14 protein-coding genes and 1 pseudogene are annotated in these 19,852 nt (G+C 71.1%); 10 read left to right on the top strand and 5 right to left on the bottom strand.

Going from position 1 to position 19,852, the window contains the following annotated elements:
* Window positions 1-48: 48 nt before the first annotated feature.
* The 4 genes from AB0I59_RS08315 to AB0I59_RS08300 all read left to right on the top strand — a co-directional run bounded on the left by AB0I59_RS08315 (window position 49) and on the right by AB0I59_RS08300 (window position 2,370).
* Entirely contained in the window at window positions 49-318 is a 270-nt protein-coding gene (locus AB0I59_RS08315) for a DUF167 domain-containing protein (protein ID WP_061252355.1), read from the top strand.
* A gap of 186 nt (window positions 319-504) precedes the next feature.
* Entirely contained in the window at window positions 505-900 is a 396-nt protein-coding gene (locus AB0I59_RS08310; protein WP_228645356.1) for a TraR/DksA family transcriptional regulator, read from the top strand.
* On the top strand, window positions 864-1,448 hold the full coding sequence (gene lspA, locus AB0I59_RS08305) for a signal peptidase II (RefSeq protein WP_228645355.1): 585 nt from the start codon (window positions 864-866) through the stop codon (window positions 1,446-1,448). The genes AB0I59_RS08310 and lspA overlap by 37 nt, the downstream gene beginning before the upstream one ends.
* Window positions 1,441-2,370 (top strand): RluA family pseudouridine synthase, encoded by a 930-nt coding sequence (locus tag AB0I59_RS08300; RefSeq protein WP_061252357.1) that lies wholly within the window; start codon window positions 1,441-1,443, stop codon window positions 2,368-2,370. The genes lspA and AB0I59_RS08300 overlap by 8 nt, the downstream gene beginning before the upstream one ends.
* A 72-nt stretch (window positions 2,371-2,442) precedes the next feature.
* On the opposite strand, the gene AB0I59_RS08295 is transcribed toward AB0I59_RS08300, so the two are convergent.
* Complete coding sequence (locus AB0I59_RS08295) at window positions 2,443-3,870, bottom strand: pyridoxal phosphate-dependent decarboxylase family protein (protein ID WP_061252358.1); 1,428 nt, start codon at window positions 3,868-3,870, stop codon at window positions 2,443-2,445.
* 200 nt (window positions 3,871-4,070) lie between these two features.
* Window positions 4,071-6,140 (bottom strand): serine/threonine-protein kinase, encoded by a 2,070-nt coding sequence (locus AB0I59_RS08290; protein ID WP_358131431.1) that lies wholly within the window; start codon window positions 6,138-6,140, stop codon window positions 4,071-4,073.
* A 483-nt stretch (window positions 6,141-6,623) separates the two neighbouring features.
* Here AB0I59_RS08290 and AB0I59_RS08285 point away from each other — a divergent pair, with 483 nt between their 5' ends.
* Together AB0I59_RS08285 and AB0I59_RS08280 are read left to right on the top strand one after the other, a co-directional pair.
* The gene (locus tag AB0I59_RS08285; protein ID WP_061252360.1) at window positions 6,624-9,443 is read left to right on the top strand and encodes a M14 family zinc carboxypeptidase; all 2,820 of its coding nucleotides are present in this window, start codon (window positions 6,624-6,626) and stop codon (window positions 9,441-9,443) included.
* 90 nt (window positions 9,444-9,533) lie between these two features.
* Window positions 9,534-10,955 carry a M1 family metallopeptidase gene (locus tag AB0I59_RS08280; RefSeq protein WP_358131428.1) on the top strand — a complete coding sequence of 474 codons (1,422 nt, stop codon included), beginning with the start codon at window positions 9,534-9,536 and terminating at the stop codon, window positions 10,953-10,955.
* 99 nt (window positions 10,956-11,054) lie between these two features.
* Here AB0I59_RS08280 and AB0I59_RS08275 read toward each other — a convergent pair whose 3' ends face one another.
* Complete coding sequence (locus AB0I59_RS08275; protein ID WP_358131426.1) at window positions 11,055-13,457, bottom strand: serine/threonine-protein kinase; 2,403 nt, start codon at window positions 13,455-13,457, stop codon at window positions 11,055-11,057.
* A 286-nt stretch (window positions 13,458-13,743) separates the two neighbouring features.
* On the opposite strand from AB0I59_RS08275, the pseudogene AB0I59_RS08270 reads away from it, so the two are divergent.
* The 3 genes and pseudogenes from AB0I59_RS08270 to AB0I59_RS08260 form a co-directional block, all read left to right on the top strand.
* Window positions 13,744-14,277 (top strand): annotated as a pseudogene (locus AB0I59_RS08270) (hypothetical protein); the annotation flags it as partial.
* A 123-nt stretch (window positions 14,278-14,400) separates the two neighbouring features.
* Window positions 14,401-14,703 carry a chorismate mutase gene (locus tag AB0I59_RS08265; protein ID WP_061252793.1) on the top strand — a complete coding sequence of 101 codons (303 nt, stop codon included), beginning with the start codon at window positions 14,401-14,403 and terminating at the stop codon, window positions 14,701-14,703.
* Window positions 14,704-14,806: 103 nt separating this feature from the next.
* Window positions 14,807-15,589: a hypothetical protein gene (locus tag AB0I59_RS08260; protein WP_358131424.1), complete on the top strand. Its 783-nt coding sequence runs from the start codon at window positions 14,807-14,809 to the stop codon at window positions 15,587-15,589.
* Window positions 15,590-15,613: 24 nt separating this feature from the next.
* Here the strand turns inward: AB0I59_RS08260 and AB0I59_RS08255 are convergent, their stop codons facing one another.
* Together AB0I59_RS08255 and murA are read right to left on the bottom strand one after the other, a co-directional pair.
* Window positions 15,614-17,920, bottom strand: coding sequence for a transglycosylase domain-containing protein (locus AB0I59_RS08255; RefSeq protein WP_358131421.1), 2,307 nt, complete (start codon window positions 17,918-17,920; stop codon window positions 15,614-15,616).
* 54 nt (window positions 17,921-17,974) lie between these two features.
* A complete protein-coding gene (murA, locus tag AB0I59_RS08250; RefSeq protein WP_228639132.1) occupies window positions 17,975-19,279 on the bottom strand; it encodes a UDP-N-acetylglucosamine 1-carboxyvinyltransferase in 1,305 nt (434 codons plus the stop codon).
* A gap of 53 nt (window positions 19,280-19,332) precedes the next feature.
* On the opposite strand from murA, the gene AB0I59_RS08245 reads away from it, so the two are divergent.
* The gene (locus AB0I59_RS08245) at window positions 19,333-19,827 is read left to right on the top strand and encodes a hypothetical protein (protein WP_358131418.1); all 495 of its coding nucleotides are present in this window, start codon (window positions 19,333-19,335) and stop codon (window positions 19,825-19,827) included.
* Window positions 19,828-19,852: the final 25 nt, after the last annotated feature.

Raw genomic sequence — 19,852 nt, 5'->3', positions numbered from 1 at the left:
CTTGCAAACTAAAACGATAACGCAGAGACACGATAGGGGCTTCCCGAAATGCGGCTGTCGATCAGGGTGAAGCCGGGTTCCGCCCGCGAGGGCGTGGGCGGAACATACGGAGACACCGCGATTGTTGTCAGGGTGTGCGCCCGCGCGGTGGACGGAAAGGCGACGGAGGCGGCCCTGAGGGCCGTCGCCTCCGCTTTCGGGGTGTCGCGGGGCGCGATCCGGCTTGTCACGGGTACGACAAGTCGCGACAAGGTCGTGGACATCGAGGGGAACGATGAGGAGATCGCGGAACGCGCCGCTCGCCTGCGGGCCGGGTGAGCCGTCCGCACACGGGTGGAATTCGCTCGCGGGGCGGGTGTCCCGTTCGCCTGAGGAACAGGTGCATCGTTCGCTTATGGGGCAGGTAAAGCGCCCGGCGCGTCGATTGCCGGGCCGATTCGGGCGACCTATGCTGCCCGGACTGCTCATGTGTTTGATCACTGCGCCTTACAACGGGAGGCCCTCATGACGACGCGTGCGACGAGAACCGCCACCAGCGAAGAGACCTGGTCAGAAGGAGAGCTCGCCGAGGTGCGGGAGCGGCTCCGGCACGAGATCGAGGAACTCGTCGCCGACATCTCCCGGGCCGAGGAACAGCTCGCGTCAGGGGACGCCAGTGAGGGCGCCGGAGATGATCCGGCGGACGCCGGCGCCAAGACGTATGAGCGTGAGCGTGAGATCGCCCTTACCCTGAATGCGCGCGACCTGCTCGCGCAGAACGAGCGGGCGATCGCCCGCATCGCCGCAGGGACTTACGGAGTGTGCGAATCGTGCCACAAGCCGATCGGCAAGGAGCGCCTTCAGGCGTTCCCGAGGGCGACGCTGTGCGTGGCCTGCAAGCAGCGGGAGGAGCGCCGCTGAGCGACCAGGCCGAAGCGGGGACCGCCGACGGCCCCGTCCGCGCGCGGAGGATCGCCGTCCTCGGCGTCGTGGCGGTTCTCGCGTACGTCCTCGACCTGGTGACCAAGACGCTCGTGGTGACCTTCCTCGAGCACAAGGAGCCGGTGGAGGTCATCCCCGAGGTGCTGCTGCTGAACGTGATCCGCAATTCCGGAGCCGCGTTCAGCATCGGCACCGGGATGACGATCGTCTTCACGGTGATCGCCTTCGGTGTGGTCATCGCGATCCTCCGTACGGCACGGCAGCTCCGGAGCCTTCCGTGGGCGATCACATTGGGGCTGCTGCTCGGGGGCGCGCTCGGGAACCTGACCGACCGCCTCTTCCGCGCGCCCGCCCCGCTGCAGGGACACGTGGTCGACTTCATCCAGGTCTTCCCGGCCACCCGCTTCCCGGTGTTCAACATCGCCGACTCGGCGATCGTCTGCGGCGGCATCCTCGCCGTCTTCCTCGCCTGGCGCGGTTACCAGGTGGACGGTTCACGGCACACCGGGGAGGAGTCCGATGGGTGAGCAGCGCAGTCTTCCCGTGCCGGAGGGCCTGGAGGGCGAGCGCCTGGACGCCGCCCTGGCCCGGCTGTTCGGCTTCTCCCGGACCAGGGCCGCGGAGCTGATCGCCACCGGTGACGTGCTCGTCGACGGCTCGATCGCGGCCAAGTCGGACCGCGTGCACGCCGGGGCCTGGCTCGACGTGACGATTCCCCCGCCGCCGGCCACACCGATGCCCGTGGCGGAACCCGTGCCGGGCATGACGATCCTGTACGAGGACGACGACATCGTCGTGGTGGACAAGCCCATCGGAGTGGCCGCCCACCCGACGGTCGGCTGGACCGGACCCACGGTCATCGGCGGGCTGCTGGGAGCCGGGCACAAGGTCGCGACCAGCGGCGCCGCCGAACGCCAGGGCATCGTTCACCGGCTCGACGCGAACACCACCGGCGCGATGGTGGTCGCCAAGAGCGAGTTCGCCTACTCCCACCTCAAGCGGGCGTTCAAGGAACGCACCGTCGACAAGCGCTACCACGCGCTGGTGCAGGGCCACATGGACCCGTTGCGCGGCACGGTGGACGCGCCCATCGACCGGCACCCGTCCGGTGACGGCCGGTTCGCGGTCGTGGCGGGCGGCAAGGAGTCGGTCACCCACTACGACACCGTGGAGGCGTTCCGCGCGGCGTCGTTGCTCGACATCAAGCTGGAGACCGGCAGGACGCACCAGATCCGGGTGCACATGTCGGCTCTGCGCCACCCCTGCGTGGGCGATCTCATGTACGGCGCCGACCCCACGCTGGCGGCGCGGCTCGGGGTGACCCGGCAGTGGCTGCACGCGGTCTCCCTCGCCTTCGAACACCCGGCGTCGGGGGAGTGGGTCTCGTTCACCAGCCCCTATCCCGAGGACCTGGCCCGCGCCCTGGAGATCGTCAGCGACGAGAGCTAGTGCGACCCCGGGTCTCACCCGTCTCACGGATCGGAGCCCGCCCGTCCCACGTCACGCCGGGCCGGCTCCCGGTCATCTCGTACGGCGGGCGGCGATCTCCCGGACGACCGAGACCAGCAGATCGATGTCGGCCTCGGTGGTGCGCCAGTTGAGGATGGCGGGGCGCAGGGCGGTCATCCCACGGTAGGTGGTGGTCCCGGCGTAGACGCGGCCGTCGGCGAGCAACTCCTCGCCGATCCACGCGTTCAGCGCGTTCACCTCCTCCTCGGGAACGCCGGGCGGGCGGTAGCGGAAGCAGACCACGCAGAGCCGTACCGGAGCGAGCAGCTCCAGGTCGGGGGCGCTCTCGACGATCTCGCCCAGCCGCAGGGCCAGCGCGTGGTGGCGCTCGACCATCTCGCGGTTGCCCTGCCTGCCGTACGCCCGCAGGGTCGCCCAGATGGGCAGTGCCCGCGCCCGCCGCGACGACTCAGGGCCCAGGCAGTTGTAGTTGAGGTGCGGGTCGTCCTCGGCGGGGAGGTAGGCCGCGCCCCACGGGCCGAAGGTCCGGCCCATGAGCCCCTGCTCTCGGACGAACGCGAACCCGCTCTCGTAGGGGACGTTGAGCCACTTGTGCCCGTCCGCGGTCACCGAGTGCGCCCGTTCCACCCCCTCGACCAGGTGCGAGAGCCGGGGGGAGGCCGCCGCGAACAGCCCGAAGGCGCCGTCCACGTGCAGCCAGGCGCCGTACCGTTCGGCCAGGTCCGCCAGGTCGCCGATGGGGTCGAAGTCGCCGGTGTTCACCTCACCCGCGTTCCCGACGATCACGGCCGGGCCGTCGACGCGTTCGAGCTCACGCTCCATGGCCGCAAGGTCGACCCGCCCCGCGTCGTCCCGGGCGAAGATCCGGGCGCTGTCCCGGCCGCAGCCGAGGGTCAGCAGCGCCTTGCGGCTGCTCGGGTGGAGGTAGCCTCCGGCCAGCACCGGCATCGGCGGCAGTCCGGCGAGCCCGTCGGCCGCCACGTCACGGCCGTGACACTCGCCCCACCACTGTCGTGCGCAGGCCAGCCCGGTGAGGTTGGCGAAGGTCGCGCTCGGGGTCAGCACGCCGCCGTAGGACTGCGGCAGTCCGAACAGGTCTTTCAGCCACCGCAGCGCGACGGTCTCCGCCCGGGCGGCGAACGGCGAGGTCAGCCAGAGCCCGCCGGCCTGGTCCAGCAGCGAGGTCACCCAGTCGCCCGCCTGGGCCGCCGGCGTCGATCCTCCGACGATGAAGTGGAAGAAACGGGGGCCAGAGGAGTGGGTCGCCGCCTCGGTACCGACGCGCAGCAGCAGCTCGACGCTGTCGAGGGTGCCCTCTCCGTGCTCCGGAAGCGAGCCGTCGAGCAGGTCGAGAAGGATGTCCGCGCGGTGGTCGTGAACGGGACGGTCACCGAGCGAGTCGAGGTAGGGGCCGGCGGCCTTGGCCACCATGTCCAGCGCCGCGGCGGCCTGGTCGCGTTCGTGCAGAGGATCGCTCATGGTCAACGATGCACACGCGCGGCCGCGTTCCGCCAGCCATGGACCGCTCCGATTTCGGTGCTCAGTCGCGTGGCCGCGTGCCGGCGTTGAGCGTGCTCGCGTTGAGCGTGCCGGACGACGCGATCACGGGGCGGTGCGGACTGACCGGTCGCGGTGAGGGCGAGCGTTACCGGCCGGACCGGTCGCGGTGAGGGCGAGCGTCACCGGCCCGACCGGAACGTCTTGGTGAACCAGGCGAAGTAGGACTGCCCCTCCTGGGCCCATCGGCTGTCGGAGGTCTGCCAGTAGATCGCGACGTCCCGCTTGTCGGCGGTGACGAAGGAGCGGTCGAGGGCGTGCACCGTGCCCTGCTCCGATTGCCAGGTGAACTCCCAGTCGGCGGCGGGAAGTCTCTGGAAGACCACCGACCGCAGGCCGAGCCGCTGATAGCCGGGGAAGGCGCTCGTGGTCTTGGGATTCTCCGACAGTTGCTGAGCGTGGAGCATCGGATCCTGGTCGGTGTCGACCCAGCGCGTGAAGTCGACCACCAGATAGGTGGTCCTGGACGTGGGAGATTGGAACCGTACTCGTGTCGCCCCTCGTTCCTCCGTCCAGTTCTGGGGAACCGCGATGGAGAAGCCCAGCTTGTCGCTGCGCATCGCCCACCCGCGCGGCAGCCTGCTCGCGGAAGACGGTGACGCCGACGGGACGGGAGATCCGCTGCCGGTAGACGGCTTCGCGGACGGGGCGGGAGAGGGCGCCCCGGACGGCCCAGAGGACGACCCGGACGACCCGGATGCCCCGGACGAACCGGATGCCCCGGACGAACCGGATGCCCCGGACGAACCGGCTGACGACGGCCCGCCGCCGGAATCCGCCGTGAGGGCCTGATAGCCGTACCAGCCGCCGACCCCGGCACCGGCGAGCAGTACCGGGAGAAGGATGAGCAGGACCACCCGCGTCGCGGACGAGCGCCGCCCGGACTGCGGCGGCGCGGGCGGCTGGGACGGGCCGCCGGTCGGTGCGCCGCTCCAGGGCGGAACGGTGCCCATCCCGTGCACGCCCGCGGGACCGGCGGCTCCATGTACCGGCCCGGGACCGGAGGCTCCAAATGCGCCGCCGGGGACGCCGGGTCCCTGAACGCCGTTGTGGTTGCCGACCCCCTGAGCGGACCCGGGACCGGTCACCCCCGGGACGGCGAAGCCGTGGCCGCCGGCCCCGTGGCTGTCGGGTCCATAACCGCCAGGTCCGTAACCGCCGGACCCGTGGCTCTGGGGTCCATAACCGCCGGGTCCGTAACCGTCGGGCCCGGGGACACCGGATCCGGGGATGCCGACGGCGTGGGCGCCGGTCGAGGGGGGCGTAGCCGTACCGAAAGCGGCACCGGGAGCGTGCGGACCGGCTCCGGAGTCCGGTGAGGCCGCGGCCAGAGGGAACGGCTCGGGCCGGTGTCCGGCGTGGCGGTCGCGGGCGGCGGCCGTTCCGGTGGCCACCGCGTGGAGCATCGCGGAGACTTCCACGGCGTCGATCCGTCGCGTGGGGTCCTTGATGAGCAGGCCGTCGATCACGGGGGCGAGCGGCCCGGCGCGCCTGGCCGGATCGGGGTCGTTGTGCAGCACGGCCGCCATGGTGGCGATGGGCGAGGTCCGGTCGAAGGGCGCTCTGCCCTCCACAGCGGCGTAGATGGTCGCGCCGAGCGACCAGAGATCGGATTCGGGGGTCGCGGGGTCACCGTTGAGCCGCTCAGGGGGCAGGAACGCCGGGGTGCCGGTGACGACGCCGGTCATGGTCAGCCCGGCCTCCTCCGGCATGGTCGCGATGCCGAAGTCGGTGAGGACCACCCGGCCGTCCTCGGTGAGCAGCACGTTCTCCGGCTTGACGTCGCGGTGCAGGATCCCGGAGGCGTGGGCCGTGCACAGGGCGTCGAGCACCTGGAGGCCGATCGAGGCGACGCGTTCGGGAACGAGAGGGCCGTGCTCGCGGACCACCTGGCCGAGGGAACGGGAGCGGACGAGCTGCATGATGATCCAGGGGCGGCCGTCCTCCTCGATCACGTCGTGGACGACCACGACGTTGGGGTGGGAGATCCGGCCGGCGGCCCGTGCCTCGCGGATGGTCCGGCGGTTGAACGCCGCCCGGTCCTCCTCGGTCATCGGCTGGTAGAGAACCTCCTTGACGGCCACCGCACGGTCGAGCAGCTCATCGTGAGCACGCCACACGACCCCCATGCCGCCCCGGCCGATGGTTTCGAGCAGGTGATATCTGCCCGCCACACGATGCCCTGCCTCCACCAGCCCTCCTCCTCAGAAACCTCTGAATCGTCCCACAGCTCACGAGCGTGTCAGCAGTCGGAAGACAGTCCGAAGACAGTCCGAAGACAGCCGGAAGAAGGGGCGGAGCGGCGGGGGAGCGGGCCGCGGGTCATGTGCTCACGAGGTGGGCCGGGGGGTGGGGATTCGGCCCGAGCGGGGCCCTGTGCCGTGCCTCGGGCGTTCCGGCGATCTCCGCACCCGCCATTCGGTGTCCCTGGATCGTTCCCGCGCCGCGGTCCTGGCGTCCGGGTGCCCGCTGGCCGGGACGGGTTCCCCGACTCCCCGGCGGCATGTCGCCACGTCCGCACATTCGGACATCCGGAATTTGAACTTTGATATCTCTTGCCCGCTTTATTCCCAACTTATACGATCCGCAGCAACTTTTACTTTCACCTCATCGGTCTCACTCAGGACGCCATCGCCCGCAAAACCCTTCCCCTTACCCCCCAGGAGAAAAAGATCATGCGGCCACGCACGACGACGTGCAGAAAATCTCCGTACGGAAAGATCGCAGGAGCGGCGGTCCTCACGCTGACCGCGCTCGTCCTCCCACTCGCCTCCCCGCCCGCGTACGCGGACCCGGGCGACCGGCAGTGCGTTTCGGACCCGAACGCCCACGCGACCTCGGTGCCGAGCCCCGACCAGTTCTTCGGCTTCCCCCTCGGCAAGGGCCAGTCCCGGACCCTCACGTCCGACGAGATCAGGAAGTACGTCGAGGCGGTGGGACACGCGTCCGACCGCGTGGTCACCGGCACGATGGCCCACAGCGTCTCCGGCCAGGAGCTGCCGTACGCCATCGTCTCCAGCCGTCACCACATGGTGCCGGGACAGCTGAAGAAGATCGCGTCGCAGATCCGGTCGTTGCGGGATCCCCGGTCGCTGCGTCAGGACAAGGCGGCGCGACTCGCCGACGACTCCCCGGCGATCGTGTGGGTGGCCGGGAACGTCCACGGCGGCGAGAAGAGCGGGGCCGACGCCGCGCTCAAGACGCTGTACGAGCTGGCCGGCGGGCTCTCCTGCGACGTGGCGAAGCGCAACGAGAACCTGGTCACGATCATCGTGCCGACCCAGAACCCGGACGGCAGGGAGGCGAACCGCCGCCAGAACGACTACGGGTTCGACCTCAACAGGGACTGGTTCGCCCGGACCCAGCCGGAGACCGGCGGCAAGATCGACATGCTGCGGGACTACCCGCCGCAGGTCTTCGTCGACGCGCACGAGATGGGCGGGCGGCAGTACTTCTTCCCGCCGAACGCCGACCCGATCCACCACGAGATCGCCTCCCAGCCGGTTGACTGGATCAACCGCATCGGGGCGGCCAACGCGGCGGGCTTCGGCTACAACGGCGCCTGCGGCGGCGCGGTCACCACGGAGTGCTACTTCAACTACGCGACGTACGACATGTTCTACATGGGGTACGGCGACACCGTGCCCGCGACCGGCTTCGGCGCCGCGGGCATGACCTTCGAGAAGGGCAGCTCCTCGGCCGTCGAGGACCGCGTGCAGCAGCAGTTCAACACGCAGTGGGCCACCATCGGCTGGGCCGCCGACAACAAGCGCGAGATCCTGGACGGCTACTACAAGATCTGGCAGACCGCGATCGAGCAGGGCGCCGCGGGCACGCTGGAGCCGAACGAGGTCGTACAGCCGACCAACACCGTCCAGTTCCCGGTCCCCGACGTCAAGGTCCGGTCGTACTTCCTGCTGCCCGACCGCCAGATCGGCGACGTGCGCCGGCTGGTCGAACGGCTGCGCGACATGGACGTCGAGGTCTACCGGCTCAAGCAGCCGGTCACGGTGCCCACCGCCCAGGTCTTCGGCGGCCGTTCCGCCACGAACCTGTCCGTTCCGGCGGGGGCGTACTGGATCCCGATGGACCAGCCGCAGAAGCACTGGATCCAGGCGCTGATCGCGGAGGACCCCTACGTCCCCTTCCCGTACTTCTACGACGTCTCCTCGTGGAGCAACCCGCTGCTGATGGGCGTGGGCACCGTCTCCACCGGTGACGCGCTGTCGCCGAAGGCCGACCTGGTGAAGCGCATGGACGGCGGCGTCGTCTCCGCGGCCCCGTCCACCGGCTCGTACACCTACCCGATGGACTCGGCCGCCGCGTCCGAACTGACCTTCCGCCTCCTCGGCTCCGGCGTGCCGCTGTCGCGCGACCTCGGGACGGGCGTGGTCAGCCTGCCCGCACGCGCGGTGACCCGCGGAGAGCTCGACAAGCTCGCCCAGTCGTACGGCGTGGCCGTCGAGGGCCGCGCGACGCCGGCCTCCGGCACCGCGCTGCGCACACCCGACGTCGGCCTGTTCGCCGGCACCGGGATCTCCACCACCTCCGGCTCGTACGGCGAGGCGCGTTACGTCCTCAGTGAGCGCTGGGGCCTCGCTCCCAAGACGGTCACGACGGCGGACATCAACGACAACACCCCGGCGTTCACCGAGCGCACGGTCGTGCTGGTGCCGGACGGCAGCAGCGCGAACGGCGGCCTGAACGCGCAGGGCCTGGCGAACCTCAAGGCATGGGTGGCCGCGGGCGGCACGTACGTGGGCCTGCGCAACGAGGGCACCCGCGTCGCCCGCACCGCCGGACTGACCTCCACCACGGAGAAGACCAAGCCGACCGGCTACCAGGTCATCGGCTCGCACTTCCGGGTGAACGTCAACACCGGCAGCGCGGTCGCGCTCGGCCGTCCGGCGGAGGACTTCCAGTTCAACAACGGCGACCCGATCCTGAACCCGAGCCAGACGGGCACGAACGTCCTCACCTATCCGTCCGACGACGCGTTCTGGTCGAACGGCTACACGATGAAGGCCGACGCGCTCAAGGGCACGGTCGCGCTGGTCGACGAGCCGACCGGGGCCGGCCACGCCGTGCTCTTCGCCTACAACCCGCTGTTCCGCGCCTACAACGAGAACGGCATCCACCTGGTCGCGAACGCCCTGCTCCAGCCGGCGGGGAGCGCGCAGCAGCGGCAGCTCACGGCGACCCCGGGCGGCGGCGCGGACGCCCTCCGGGCGGCGGCGGCGAAGGCGGCGGAGCCGGACGACCTCGCCGGTGAGTGGCGCCCCATCGTCATCCAGGTCGCCGACGCCGACGCGGCACGGACCGAGGCCCTGGTCAGGACGTACACCGACACCGGCCGGACGGCCTCCGCCGACGGCTCGTCGTACATCACGATCCCGAACCCTGAGGGTCTGGCGGCCGACGAGCATCCGTTCCTGCGCGATCTTGTCCGTGACCTGAACGGTGCGGGCATCCCGCTACGCTCCGTCGTCGGCTGACGTCACTCACCACGCCGACGCCATCCCCGAAGCAGAACGAGTGGTTCCGGCCGGGCCGTGCCCGGCCGGAACCCGTGTGGAAGGAACCGAATGAGAATCTCCCGTATCCGCGGCGCGGCCCTCGCGACCGCGGTGGGCGCCCTCCTCGGCGCCCAGGTGGCGCACCCCGCGCTCGCCGCACCTGGAAACCCCGGCGCGCCGCGCTACTCGGCGGGCGCGGCCTCCGTCGGGGACCCGTACTTCCCCGACCAGGGCAACGGCGGCTTCGACGTGAAGCACTACGACATCACCTTCACGTACGACCCCGCGAGCCGGCACATGGACGCCACCACGACGATCACCGCGGTCGCCACCCAGGACATGGACCAGTTCAACCTCGACTTCCGAGGCCCGGAGATCACCGAGCTCAAGGTGGACAAGCACCCGGCCTCGTTCACGCGCGACGGGCAGGAACTCGTCGTGACCCCGCGTCCGAAGCTCAAGTCCGGGCAGGTCTTCACGGTGACCGTGAAGTACGCGGGGACACCGCCGGTCATCACCGACCCGGACGGCTCCATCGAGGGCTGGGTGCCCACCGACGACGGCGCGTTCGTGGCCGGAGAGCCGCAGGGCGCCCCGGCGTGGTTCCCCGGCAGCGACCACCCGACCGACAAGGCGACCTTCACCTTCCGCGTGACCGTGCCGGAGGGCGTCACGGCGGTCGGCAACGGCCAGTTGTTGTCGCAGAAGACCGAGAACGGCACGACCACCTTCGTGTGGGACTCGACCGAGCCGATGGCGACCTACCTGGCCACGATGACCATCGGGAACTTCGTCGTCAACGAGTCGAGGACCCCGAGCGGGATCCCCGTCTACACCGCGGTCGATCCGCGCCTGGTGGCCGGGTCGGCGAGCGCCGTGTCCAAGATCCCGGACATGATCGAGTACTTCTCCTCGATCTTCGGGCCGTATCCGTTCGCCTCGACCGGCGCGATCGTCGACCGGGCGCCGAACGTCGGGTACGCCCTCGAGACCCAGACCAAGCCGATCTTCTCCAACACCGCGAGCGTCGGCACGATGGCGCACGAGCTCGCGCACCAGTGGTACGGCGACAGCGTCACGCCGACCCGGTGGTCGGACATCTGGCTCAACGAGGGCTTCGCGACGTACGCCACCTGGCTCTGGACCGAGCACACCGGGGGCGCCTCGGCGCAGACGACGTTCAACAGTTCCAGCAACTACGGGCGCGCGGCGACGTCGTCGTTCTGGCAGACCGTCCTGACCGACCCCGGCACGGTCGACATGTTCGGCAACGTGCCCTACAACCGCGGGGCGATGACGCTGCACGCGCTGCGCGGCAAGATCGGCGACACCGCCTTCTTCAAGCTGATCAAGGACTGGGCCGCCGACAACCGGTACGGCAACGCGGACACCGCCGCGTTCATCCGTAGCGCGGAGAAGGTGTCGGGCATGGACCTGACCGCCTTCTTCGACGTGTGGGTCTTCCAGAAGGGCAAGCCGTCCGCCTGGTGATAGCCCTGCCCCGGCCGGCGGCGCCCCTCTCCTCCCTCGGGGCCCGTCGGCCGGGTCAGTGGAACGCCGGCCGGGCGGTTCAACGCGACATCAGGCCGGTCACTTCGCGGGCTTGAACGTGGCCGTGAAGGTCTCGAAGTAGTGGTACTCCTTCTTCCAGCGCTTGTCCTGGGTGTGCCAGTAGATGGCGTAGCCGTGGCGCTTGTCGGTCACGAAACCGCGGTTGATCACGTGGGCCTTGCCGCTCCAGGTCCGCCAGGTGAACTCCCAGTCGGCGGCCTCCTTGAAATAGTCCACCCGCCTGATGTCGATGAGTTCATAACCGCCGAAGCGGGACGGGGCGGATTTCTCCTGGCTCTTCCAGTCCTTCACCGCGTCGTCCTTGGGACTGCTGGTCATACCGATCAGCAGGTACTGGCTGCGGTCCGAGCCGCGGAACCACACGCTGCCGCCGTCCCGCTTGTACTCCTTCCAGCCCTTGGGAAGCGCGATCGAGAAGCCCGTCTTGTCCTTGTACCGCTTCCAGCCCTTGGGGATCTCCGCGGTCTCCGAGGGCGAGGGACTCGGCGACGGCGAGGACGTGGACTGCGACGGGCTCGCGGAGCCGGATGGCTTCGCCGACGTGTGGTCCTGACCCGGCGCGCTGGAGTTCCGCGCCGCCCCGCCGACGGCGGGGGGATCCTGCTCGCCCTGCCGCAGGCCGATGAAACCGGCCACGCCCGCCACGATCAGGAGGGCGGGCACGATGACCAGTGCGGCGCGAAGCAGCGGCACCGGCCGTGACCTGGCCGGAGCGGCCGGGTCGTTCCCCCAGGAGGCGCTCAGCTGGGTCGCCTCCTGGCCGCCTCCGGACTGCCCGGCCGGTACGGCCTCCTTGTGCTCGGCGGAGAAGAACCGGTCCAGCGGGCCGTCGCCGGAGAGGTCGATGGCACCGCCCGGCCGCCGCGCGGAGTAGGCGGTCGGGGTCCCGGAGGAGGACCCGGCGGCGTCCGTCTCGGGCCGCGTCGTCCCCGCGCCCGGCTTCGCCGCGCCGGACGACGCGCGCCCGGCGCCCGATCCCGCAGCGCCCCCGGTTCCCGGCGACGTGGGCGTGGTCGTGGGCGTGCCGGTCCCGGATCCGGGCTTCTCGACGCCGAACTTCGCGGTCGCGGACGCGGGCCCGGCCGTACCGGTCTCCGGCTTCGCGGCGGACGACGCACCCCCGGCAGCCGATCCGGCGGCGCCCGACCCTGCGCCCGACTCCGCGCCCGACCCTGCGCGCGACTCCGCGGCGGACCCGGAACCGGATCCCGCGGCAGACCCGGCGCCGGATCCCGTGCCGGATCCCTTGGCGGACGTCGGCCCCGTCCCCGCGCCGGGCTTGCCGGACCCGGGCCGCGCTGCCGCCGATCCGCCCGGCCGTTCGGGTTCCGGCTGCGCGAGCGGCGGGCGCGCGAGTTCCGGCTGGGTGTCATGCTCGCTGAACCGCGCCGCGGCCCGGGGCTGCTCGTACGGCCGCCGCCGGGCCTCACCGCCCGCCCGGCCCTCCCGCGCGGGGCCGTCCCAGGCGCTCTGGCCCGTCTCGGGGATCGGGCGAGCGCTCTCTCCGGCGTCGCCCGCCTCCCGCGGCTCGGCCGATCGCGGCGCGGGGGAGGCCGGAGGCGCGGACGCCCTGGACGATGGCGTGGCTCCCGGCTTCGGCCGTGCCGTACCGGTGAGCGAACGCCGCAGGAGTTCGGCCGTCTCGTCATAGCCGGGCCGGGCCGCCGGGTCCTTGTCCAGGAGGCGCTCGAGCACGACGCGCAGTTCCCCGGCGTGTACGGCGGGAGCGGGTGCCTCGTTGAGCACGGCGTGCATGGTCGCCATGGGCATGCCGCGGTCGTGCGGCGGCTTGCCCTCCACCGCGGCGTACAGCGTGGCGCCGAGCGACCACAGGTCGGACTCGCGCTGGGCCGCGTCGCCGCGCAGCCGTTCCGGGGCGATGAACGCGGGCGTGCCGATGAGCCCGGTCCTGGTCATGGTGGAGTCGGCTTCCAGGCGCGCGATGCCGAAGTCGGTCAGCACCACCCGCCCGTCGTCCGTGATCAGGACGTTCTCCGGCTTGACGTCACGGTGCAGGACGCCCTGCGCGTGGGCCTCCTTCAGCGCGTCCAGGACCTGCAGCCCGATCTCGGTGGTCCGTTCGGGGGAGAGGCGGCCGTCCTCGCGGATCACCTGCCCGAGGGAGCGCGACTGGACGAGCTGCATGATGATCCAGGGCCGGTCGTCCTCCTCGATCACGTCATGGACGACGACGACGTTCGGATGGGTGAGCCGCCCGGCCGCGCGTGCCTCGCGCATGGTCCGGCGATTGAGCTCGTCGAGCTGGTCGCCCATCGCGCTGTCGTAGCGGACCTCCTTGACCGCCACGGTCCGATCGAGCAGCTCGTCATGGGCTCGCCAGACGATTCCCATGCCACCTCGGCCAATGGGTTCGATCAGTTGGTACCGGCCGCCGACCAGCCGGCCTTCCGCATGCGCCATCAAATCCCCTCCTGGACGCATAGATCGTCCCATGGATGACAAAGGGATCAACCCGGCCGATGACGCCGTGTCCGATATTTGAGACAGATCGTTCCGGCCAGCGGAGGGCGCCTGGTAGGGTCGAGGTATGGCTCGGTATTTCACGTTTACGCAGCCGGCTCCGGGAGGGCCGGTCGCAGGCGCGTGATCTAGCGACCATCCGGAGCCGGCTGAGGCAGAGACGAGCGTCTCTGCCTTTTTCGTTGTCAACGAGCCGGTCGAGTGCCGGCCTAACCGAGGAGCCGACATGTCCCAGGCCGTCCCACTCGTCACAACGCCGCCCGACGGCACGACCGGCGGCGCGCCCGACCGCTCCGCCGTACGGATCGGGACCCTGATCGTGGGAGAAGGGTCGCCGGTCGCCGTGATCGGCGGTGGCGACGCCCGATGGCTGAGCCTGCGCGGCCATCACGGCCGCAGGTCGGCGGCGGAGGCCGTCGCCGAGGCGCGCGCGGGCTGGTCCGGCCCGCTGCTCGTGGAACCGTTCTCGGCCGAAGACCTCGACGCCGTCGCCGCCGGCGCGGACGGCGTCCTGGTGGGAGCGGCCTGGATGCAGGACTTCCAGCTGGTCCGCGCGGCGGCCAGGCTCGGCCTGCCGATCGTCGTGCAGCGCGGCCCGGCCGCCACGCTCGAGGAGTGGCTGGCGATCGCCGACTACTGCGTCGCCGAGGGCAACGACCAGGTGGTGCTGTGCGAGAGCGGAAGCCGTACGCACGGCTCGGCCGGTGTGCTCGACATGGCGCTGATGCGCGCGGCGCGGGAGCGGTCGGGGCGGCCGGTCCTCGCCGACCTCGGCGATGACGCGACGCTCGCCGCGGCGGCCGTCGCGGCCGGAGCCGACGGCCTGCTGCTCGCGCCGGACGCTCCCGCCGCCGCGGTCGCCGCCGCCGCGGAGGCCGCCACGGTGCTGGCCGCGCTGGTACGGCACGAAGCCCCGGAGACCGTCGGACGGGCCAGGGACGCGATCGACCGGGTGGACGCGGCGCTCGCCACGCTCCTGGAGCGCCGGGCGGCGCTGGCCGGCACGGTACAGCGGCTCAAGCCCGTCGGCGGGTTCGCCGGCCGGGACATGGACAGAGAGCGCCGCCTGGTCGCCGCCATGGCGCACCGCGCCCCCCGCCTGGGCGAGGTACGGCTCGCGCCCGTCATGAACGCGGTGATCGAGGCCGGTCTCCACCTGGCCGAGGAGGAGCGCGGGTGCCCCTGACGTGCCGCCACGCCGCCCTGACGTGCCGCCACGCCGCCCCTGATGTCCCCGTATTCGGCGAACGCAGATGCCACGGGGATCGGCATGACGGCAGACTTGGGCCGTGACCCAGGTCCTCGCCCACGAGCTCATGACCCTCGGAACGGAGACGCCCCGGCTCAGGGTCGACTGGACAGACCGTCCCAAGCGCTACCTGACGATCGACGGCAGGCCCGCGTACCAGATTGCCTACTCGTGCGGCACCTGCGGGCTGGTCCTCCGCCGCGAGCCGGGAACGACTCCGGGCCGACCTCCCGCGGAGCAGGTGCGCGACCGGCTCAACGCGGGACTCGACGCACTGGACTCCGAGGTCGTCGGCGCCTTCTCGGCTCAGCTGCCCTACGGCGACTACCTCGTCATGCTGCTGGATGTCCGTCCGAGCCTCGTCATGCCCGGATCAGCCGAGGACTATTTCGCCGCGGAGGGTCCCGATGCCTGGCAGAACGAGGAATTCGAGTGTCCGCTCGACCCGGCCAACAGTGCCTACTACCGGCTCGGCCGCGATCACGTCGACGAGCACGACGAACTGTTCCAGTTCGCCGTCCCCATCACCGACCCGGCGCAGGCCGACCCGGCCACCACAGCTCGCTACGCCGGCGCCGTCGACAGCCATCCCACGGCGGTCGCCTTCGGTCTGCTCGACATCCACAGGCCATGGTTCCGGAGCGAACGCCACTGGGGGTTGTTCCATTACCTCCTTGACGGTCACCACAAGACGGCCGCCGCGGTGGGGCGCACCATCCGCCTGCTGACCTTCATCTCGGCGGCCGAGTCCTTCGCCACGGAGGCCGAGGTCCTGCGGCTTGCGGACACGCTCCTGGCCGGGAACGGCGCCCGCAGGGAATAACACCGAAACCAGGCAGGGCGTCGCCTACCTGCTCGGGATGAGGCGCGGTGGCTGTCCGGCCGGGAACACGGTCGCCGGGTCCAGACCGGCCGTCGCCGGTGCGCCGTCCCCGGTGGTCCCGGTCGGCTGGGCTCCTTCCAGGATCTGGAAGATGTCCGGTATGGCCGGGCGGGCGTCCCGCTCGTGTTCGCCCCGGTGCCGCTCCTTGCGCCGGGCCTCGCGCGCCTTCTTCCGTGCGGCCTCCAGCATCTCCTTGAGGCCGGGGGTGTAGCCGCCGCCGAACCTCGCCATGTCGGGTCCGTTGAAGCCGCTCGGCGGGGTGCGCCTGAGCGCGCCGATCATGGAGTTCACCCAGATGGGGCCGGGGAGCGAAGCGCCCTGGACCGATCCGTAGTACTCCCCGCCGATCGTCACCCCGGTGAGCGGGTACCGGTACGAGCCGCGCATGTCGCCGACGCTGACTGCGGCGGCCAGGTCGGGCGTGTACCCGGCGAACCACGCCGAGGTGTAGCCGTTGTTCGTGCCGGTCTTTCCGGCCGCCGGTCGGCCGATCGACTGCCCGTGCATCGTGCCGCGGGTGAAGACGCCCTGGAGCACGTGGTTGACGGCGTCGGCGACCTGCGGCTCCAGCGCGCGCGAGCAACTCGGCGGAACGGGGACGCGAGTGCCGTCCCGCTCCACGATCTCGGTGATGGCGACCGGCCGGCAGTAGCGGCCGCGTGCGCCGAAGGCGGCGAACGCCGCGGCCACGGTCGTCGGGTCCATCTCGTTGACGCCGAGCGTGAACGTGGGCACCTCGTGCAGGGGAGTGCCGTCGGCGCGGTCGATCCCGAGCCTGCGCGCCGTCCTGACGACGTTGCACAGCCCGACCCTGCGCTCCAGCTTCATGAAGAAGATGTTGACGGACTTCCACGTGCCCAGCTCCAGGCTGTACGGCCCGCCGCTGCCCTCACCGCCCGCGTTGAAGATCCTCGCGCGGGGGTCGTTCACCGGTTTGCCCGAGCAGTCGGTGTACCCCTCACGCGGGACGAACCGGCCGGGCGTCTGGAAACCCTGCCCGAACCGCCAGCCCTGCGACAGCGCGGTCGCCAAGGTGAACGCCTTGAACGTGGAACCCGCCTGGAATCCGAGGCCGCCGCCGTGCGCCTGGTCCGCCGGCAGGTTGTAGGTGGTGTTCGGCCCGTTCTTCTTGTTGCCCGGGTTGCGGCCGTAGCGTTTGCTGGCCGCTAGGGCGCGGATCCGGCCGGTGCCGGGCTCCACCATCGCCTCCGCCGCCACCTCGGTGTCCGCGGGGGCCACGCGCGCGGCGATGGCCCGCTCCGCGGACCGCTGTGCCAGCGGGTCGAGGGTGGTGTGCAGGATCAGCCCTCCGCGCCGCAGGGTCCGCTCCCGGTCGGCGGCGGTGTACCCGAACGCCGGGTTCGTGAGGATCTCGTGCTGCACGTACAGGCAGAAGTACGGGTAGCGGCTCTGGCCGCAGCCGCCGCCCTCGGACCGCATGTCCAGGCCGAGCGGCTTCGACCTGGCCGACCTGGCGGTGGTCGCCCGGATCACGCCGAGCTGCTCCATCCGCTCCAGGACCAGGTCGCGCCGCTCGCGCAGCGCCCGCCGCTGCGGCGCTCCCAGCGACGGGTCGGTGCTGTACGGCGTACGCACCGCCCCGGCCAGCGTCGCCGCCTGGGGCAGCGTGAGCCGTGACGCGTTCACGCCGAAGAACCGCTGGGCCGCCGCCTGGATGCCGAACGCGCCCGCCCCGAAGTACGCGATGTTGAGATAGCGCTCCAGGATCTGGTCCTTGGAGTACTTCCGCTCCAGCGCCAGGGCGTACCGCAGCTCGGTGATCTTGCGGTCGACGTTCTGGACCCGGGCGAGCCGCCGCTCCTGGTCCGTCTCGGCGTGGTTGACCAGGAGGTTCTTCACCAGTTGCTGGGTGAGGGAGGAGCCGCCCTGCCGGATGCCGCCCGCCTGGGCGTTCGTCACCAGCGCGCGGAAGGTGCCCTTGATGTCGAGGGCGCCGTGCTCGTAGAAGCGCGCGTCCTCGATGGCGACGATCGCCCGCCGCATGACCGGGGCGATCCGGTTGATCGGCACGGACTCCCGGTTCTGCAGGTAGAACTGGGCGATCTGCTTGCCGTCGCGGTCCAGCACCCGGGTCATCTCCGGCAGCGGATCCTCGGGCGGGGCCGGGAGCTGGTCGGTGAAGGTGCTCGCCGCCTCCTTGGCGGCCAGACCGACGCCGCCCACCGCCGGAAGGACCAGCGTGGCGACCAGAACGCCGCCGAGCGCACCGGCCGTCCCGAGCGCCCCGGCGTACGCGAGTCGAATGGTCACGAGGTAATGCCTACGACCGCGCGCCGCCCTCGAAACGGTGGCGCGCGGAAGCTTTTACATTCCCCGGCTGATCTTCAACCCGAGGGAGGTGAACTGCTCGAACGGACGGTGGTAGCCGCGCTCGATGTGGTTCACGCCGCGCAGCGTGGAGGTGTCCTCCGCGACCGCCGCGGCCAGCACGGCGGAGAATCCGGCGCGGATGTCGGGCAGCGTGACGTCCGCCCCGCGCAACTTGGAGACACCCCGTACGACCGCGGAGTGCTTGGCGTTGCTGTCGTGGTAGCGGCAGGCCGGGCCGCCCAGGCACTGGGCGAACACCTCGATCTCGCAGCCCATCTTCTGCAGGGCCGGCACGTACACGAGCCGGTTCTCGAAGACGGTCTCGTGCAGCACGGACATGCCGTCGGCGCGGGTGAACAGCACCATGAGCGGGGTCTGCCAGTCGGTCATGAACCCGGGGTGGGTGTCGGTCTGCACCGCCGCCGCGCGCAGCCCGCCGGGCGCGGACGCGGTCAGCCACTCGTCGGTGATGTCGAACCGCGCCCCCATGCGGGCCAGGGTGGTGATCGCGGTGACCAGCCGGTCCTGCGGGCAGCCGTGCACCCGGACCTCGCCACCGGACACCAGGCCGGCCACCAGGTAGGAGAACGCCTCGATGCGGTCGCCCGCGAGCCAGGTGGAGGCGCCGCGCAGCCGCTCGACGCCCTCGATCACGATGCGCCGGTCGGGGCTGAGCTCGATCATCGCGCCCATCCGCTGCAGGAACAGCGCGAGCTCGACCACCTCGGGCTCCATCGCGGCGCCCTTGATCACGGTCTTGCCCTCGGCGAGCACGGCCGTCATCAGGATCGTCTCGGTGGCGCCGACGCTGGGGTAGGGCAGCGTGATCCGGTTGCCGCGCAGCCGGGTCGCCTTGGCGGTGATGCCGGTCTCGCCGACCTCGATCTCGGCGCCCATCAGCCGCAGCGCCTCGACGTGGAAGTTGACCGGCCGTCGCCCGATCGGGTCGCCGCCGACGAGGGGGACGAACGCCTCGCCGGCCAGGTGCAGCAGCGGACCCAGCATCAGGATCGGGATCCGGTTGAGCCCGGTGTACTCTTCCGGGACGCGGGGCCGGATCTCCGCGCCGCGTTCGATCTTGATCTCTCCGGGCGTGATCTCCACGTGGATGCCCAGGGCCTCCAGCATGGCCGCCGTCAGGCCGACCTCGCCGACCTCGGGCGCGTTGTGCAACGTGCTTGGACCGGTCCCGAGCATGGCCGCGACCATGTGCTTGGACACCGCGTTCTTGGACCCGCGCACCTCGACGTCGCCGCGTAGCGGCCCGGACGGCTCGATGTGCCACACCTCTTCGCTCACGTGGCAAGAGTAACGGCGTTCTGCTCCCGGTCCGCGTAGGTAGCATCGTGACGGTGCGGCATCTGAGAGTCGATCTGGCCACATTGGCGGTGACGGTGCTGGTGCTGGGCGCCCTCGGCGTGGCGGCCGGGTTCACATGGTCGGCGGTGGCGCCGACGTCCAGGTTCGCGCTGACCGACTCGGGACTCCACCTGGCCGATCCGGAGTCGCAGACGCTCATCGCCGCGGACGGCTGGTTCGCCGCGATCACCGGAGCGCTCGGCCTGGCCTCCGGGGCGGCCGCCTACTTCGTGACGCGCGGCCGCGCCCCCGTCGGCGCCGTGCTGGGGGTGACGGGAGGCGGGCTGCTCGGCGCGTACGTCGCCTACCAGGTGGGCTCGACGGTGACGGGGACCACGATCCAGGCGGCCGGGCCCGGCGGGATCAGGATCACCGACTCCCTTGGCCTGACCGCCCACGGGGTGCTGCTGATCTGGCCGCTCCTCGCCGCAGGGATCTTCTGGGTGCTGGAGTTCATGCTGACCTATCGCGAGGTCCACCACCCCTAGCGGTACGTCTACCGGTACGTCGGCC

The sequence above is a fragment of the Microtetraspora glauca genome (genome assembly GCF_040656155.1).
Lineage (GTDB): Bacteria > Actinomycetota > Actinomycetes > Streptosporangiales > Streptosporangiaceae > Microtetraspora > Microtetraspora glauca.
Note: the sequence above shows the minus strand (reverse complement) of the source record. Positions and strands in the feature narration are given on the sequence as shown.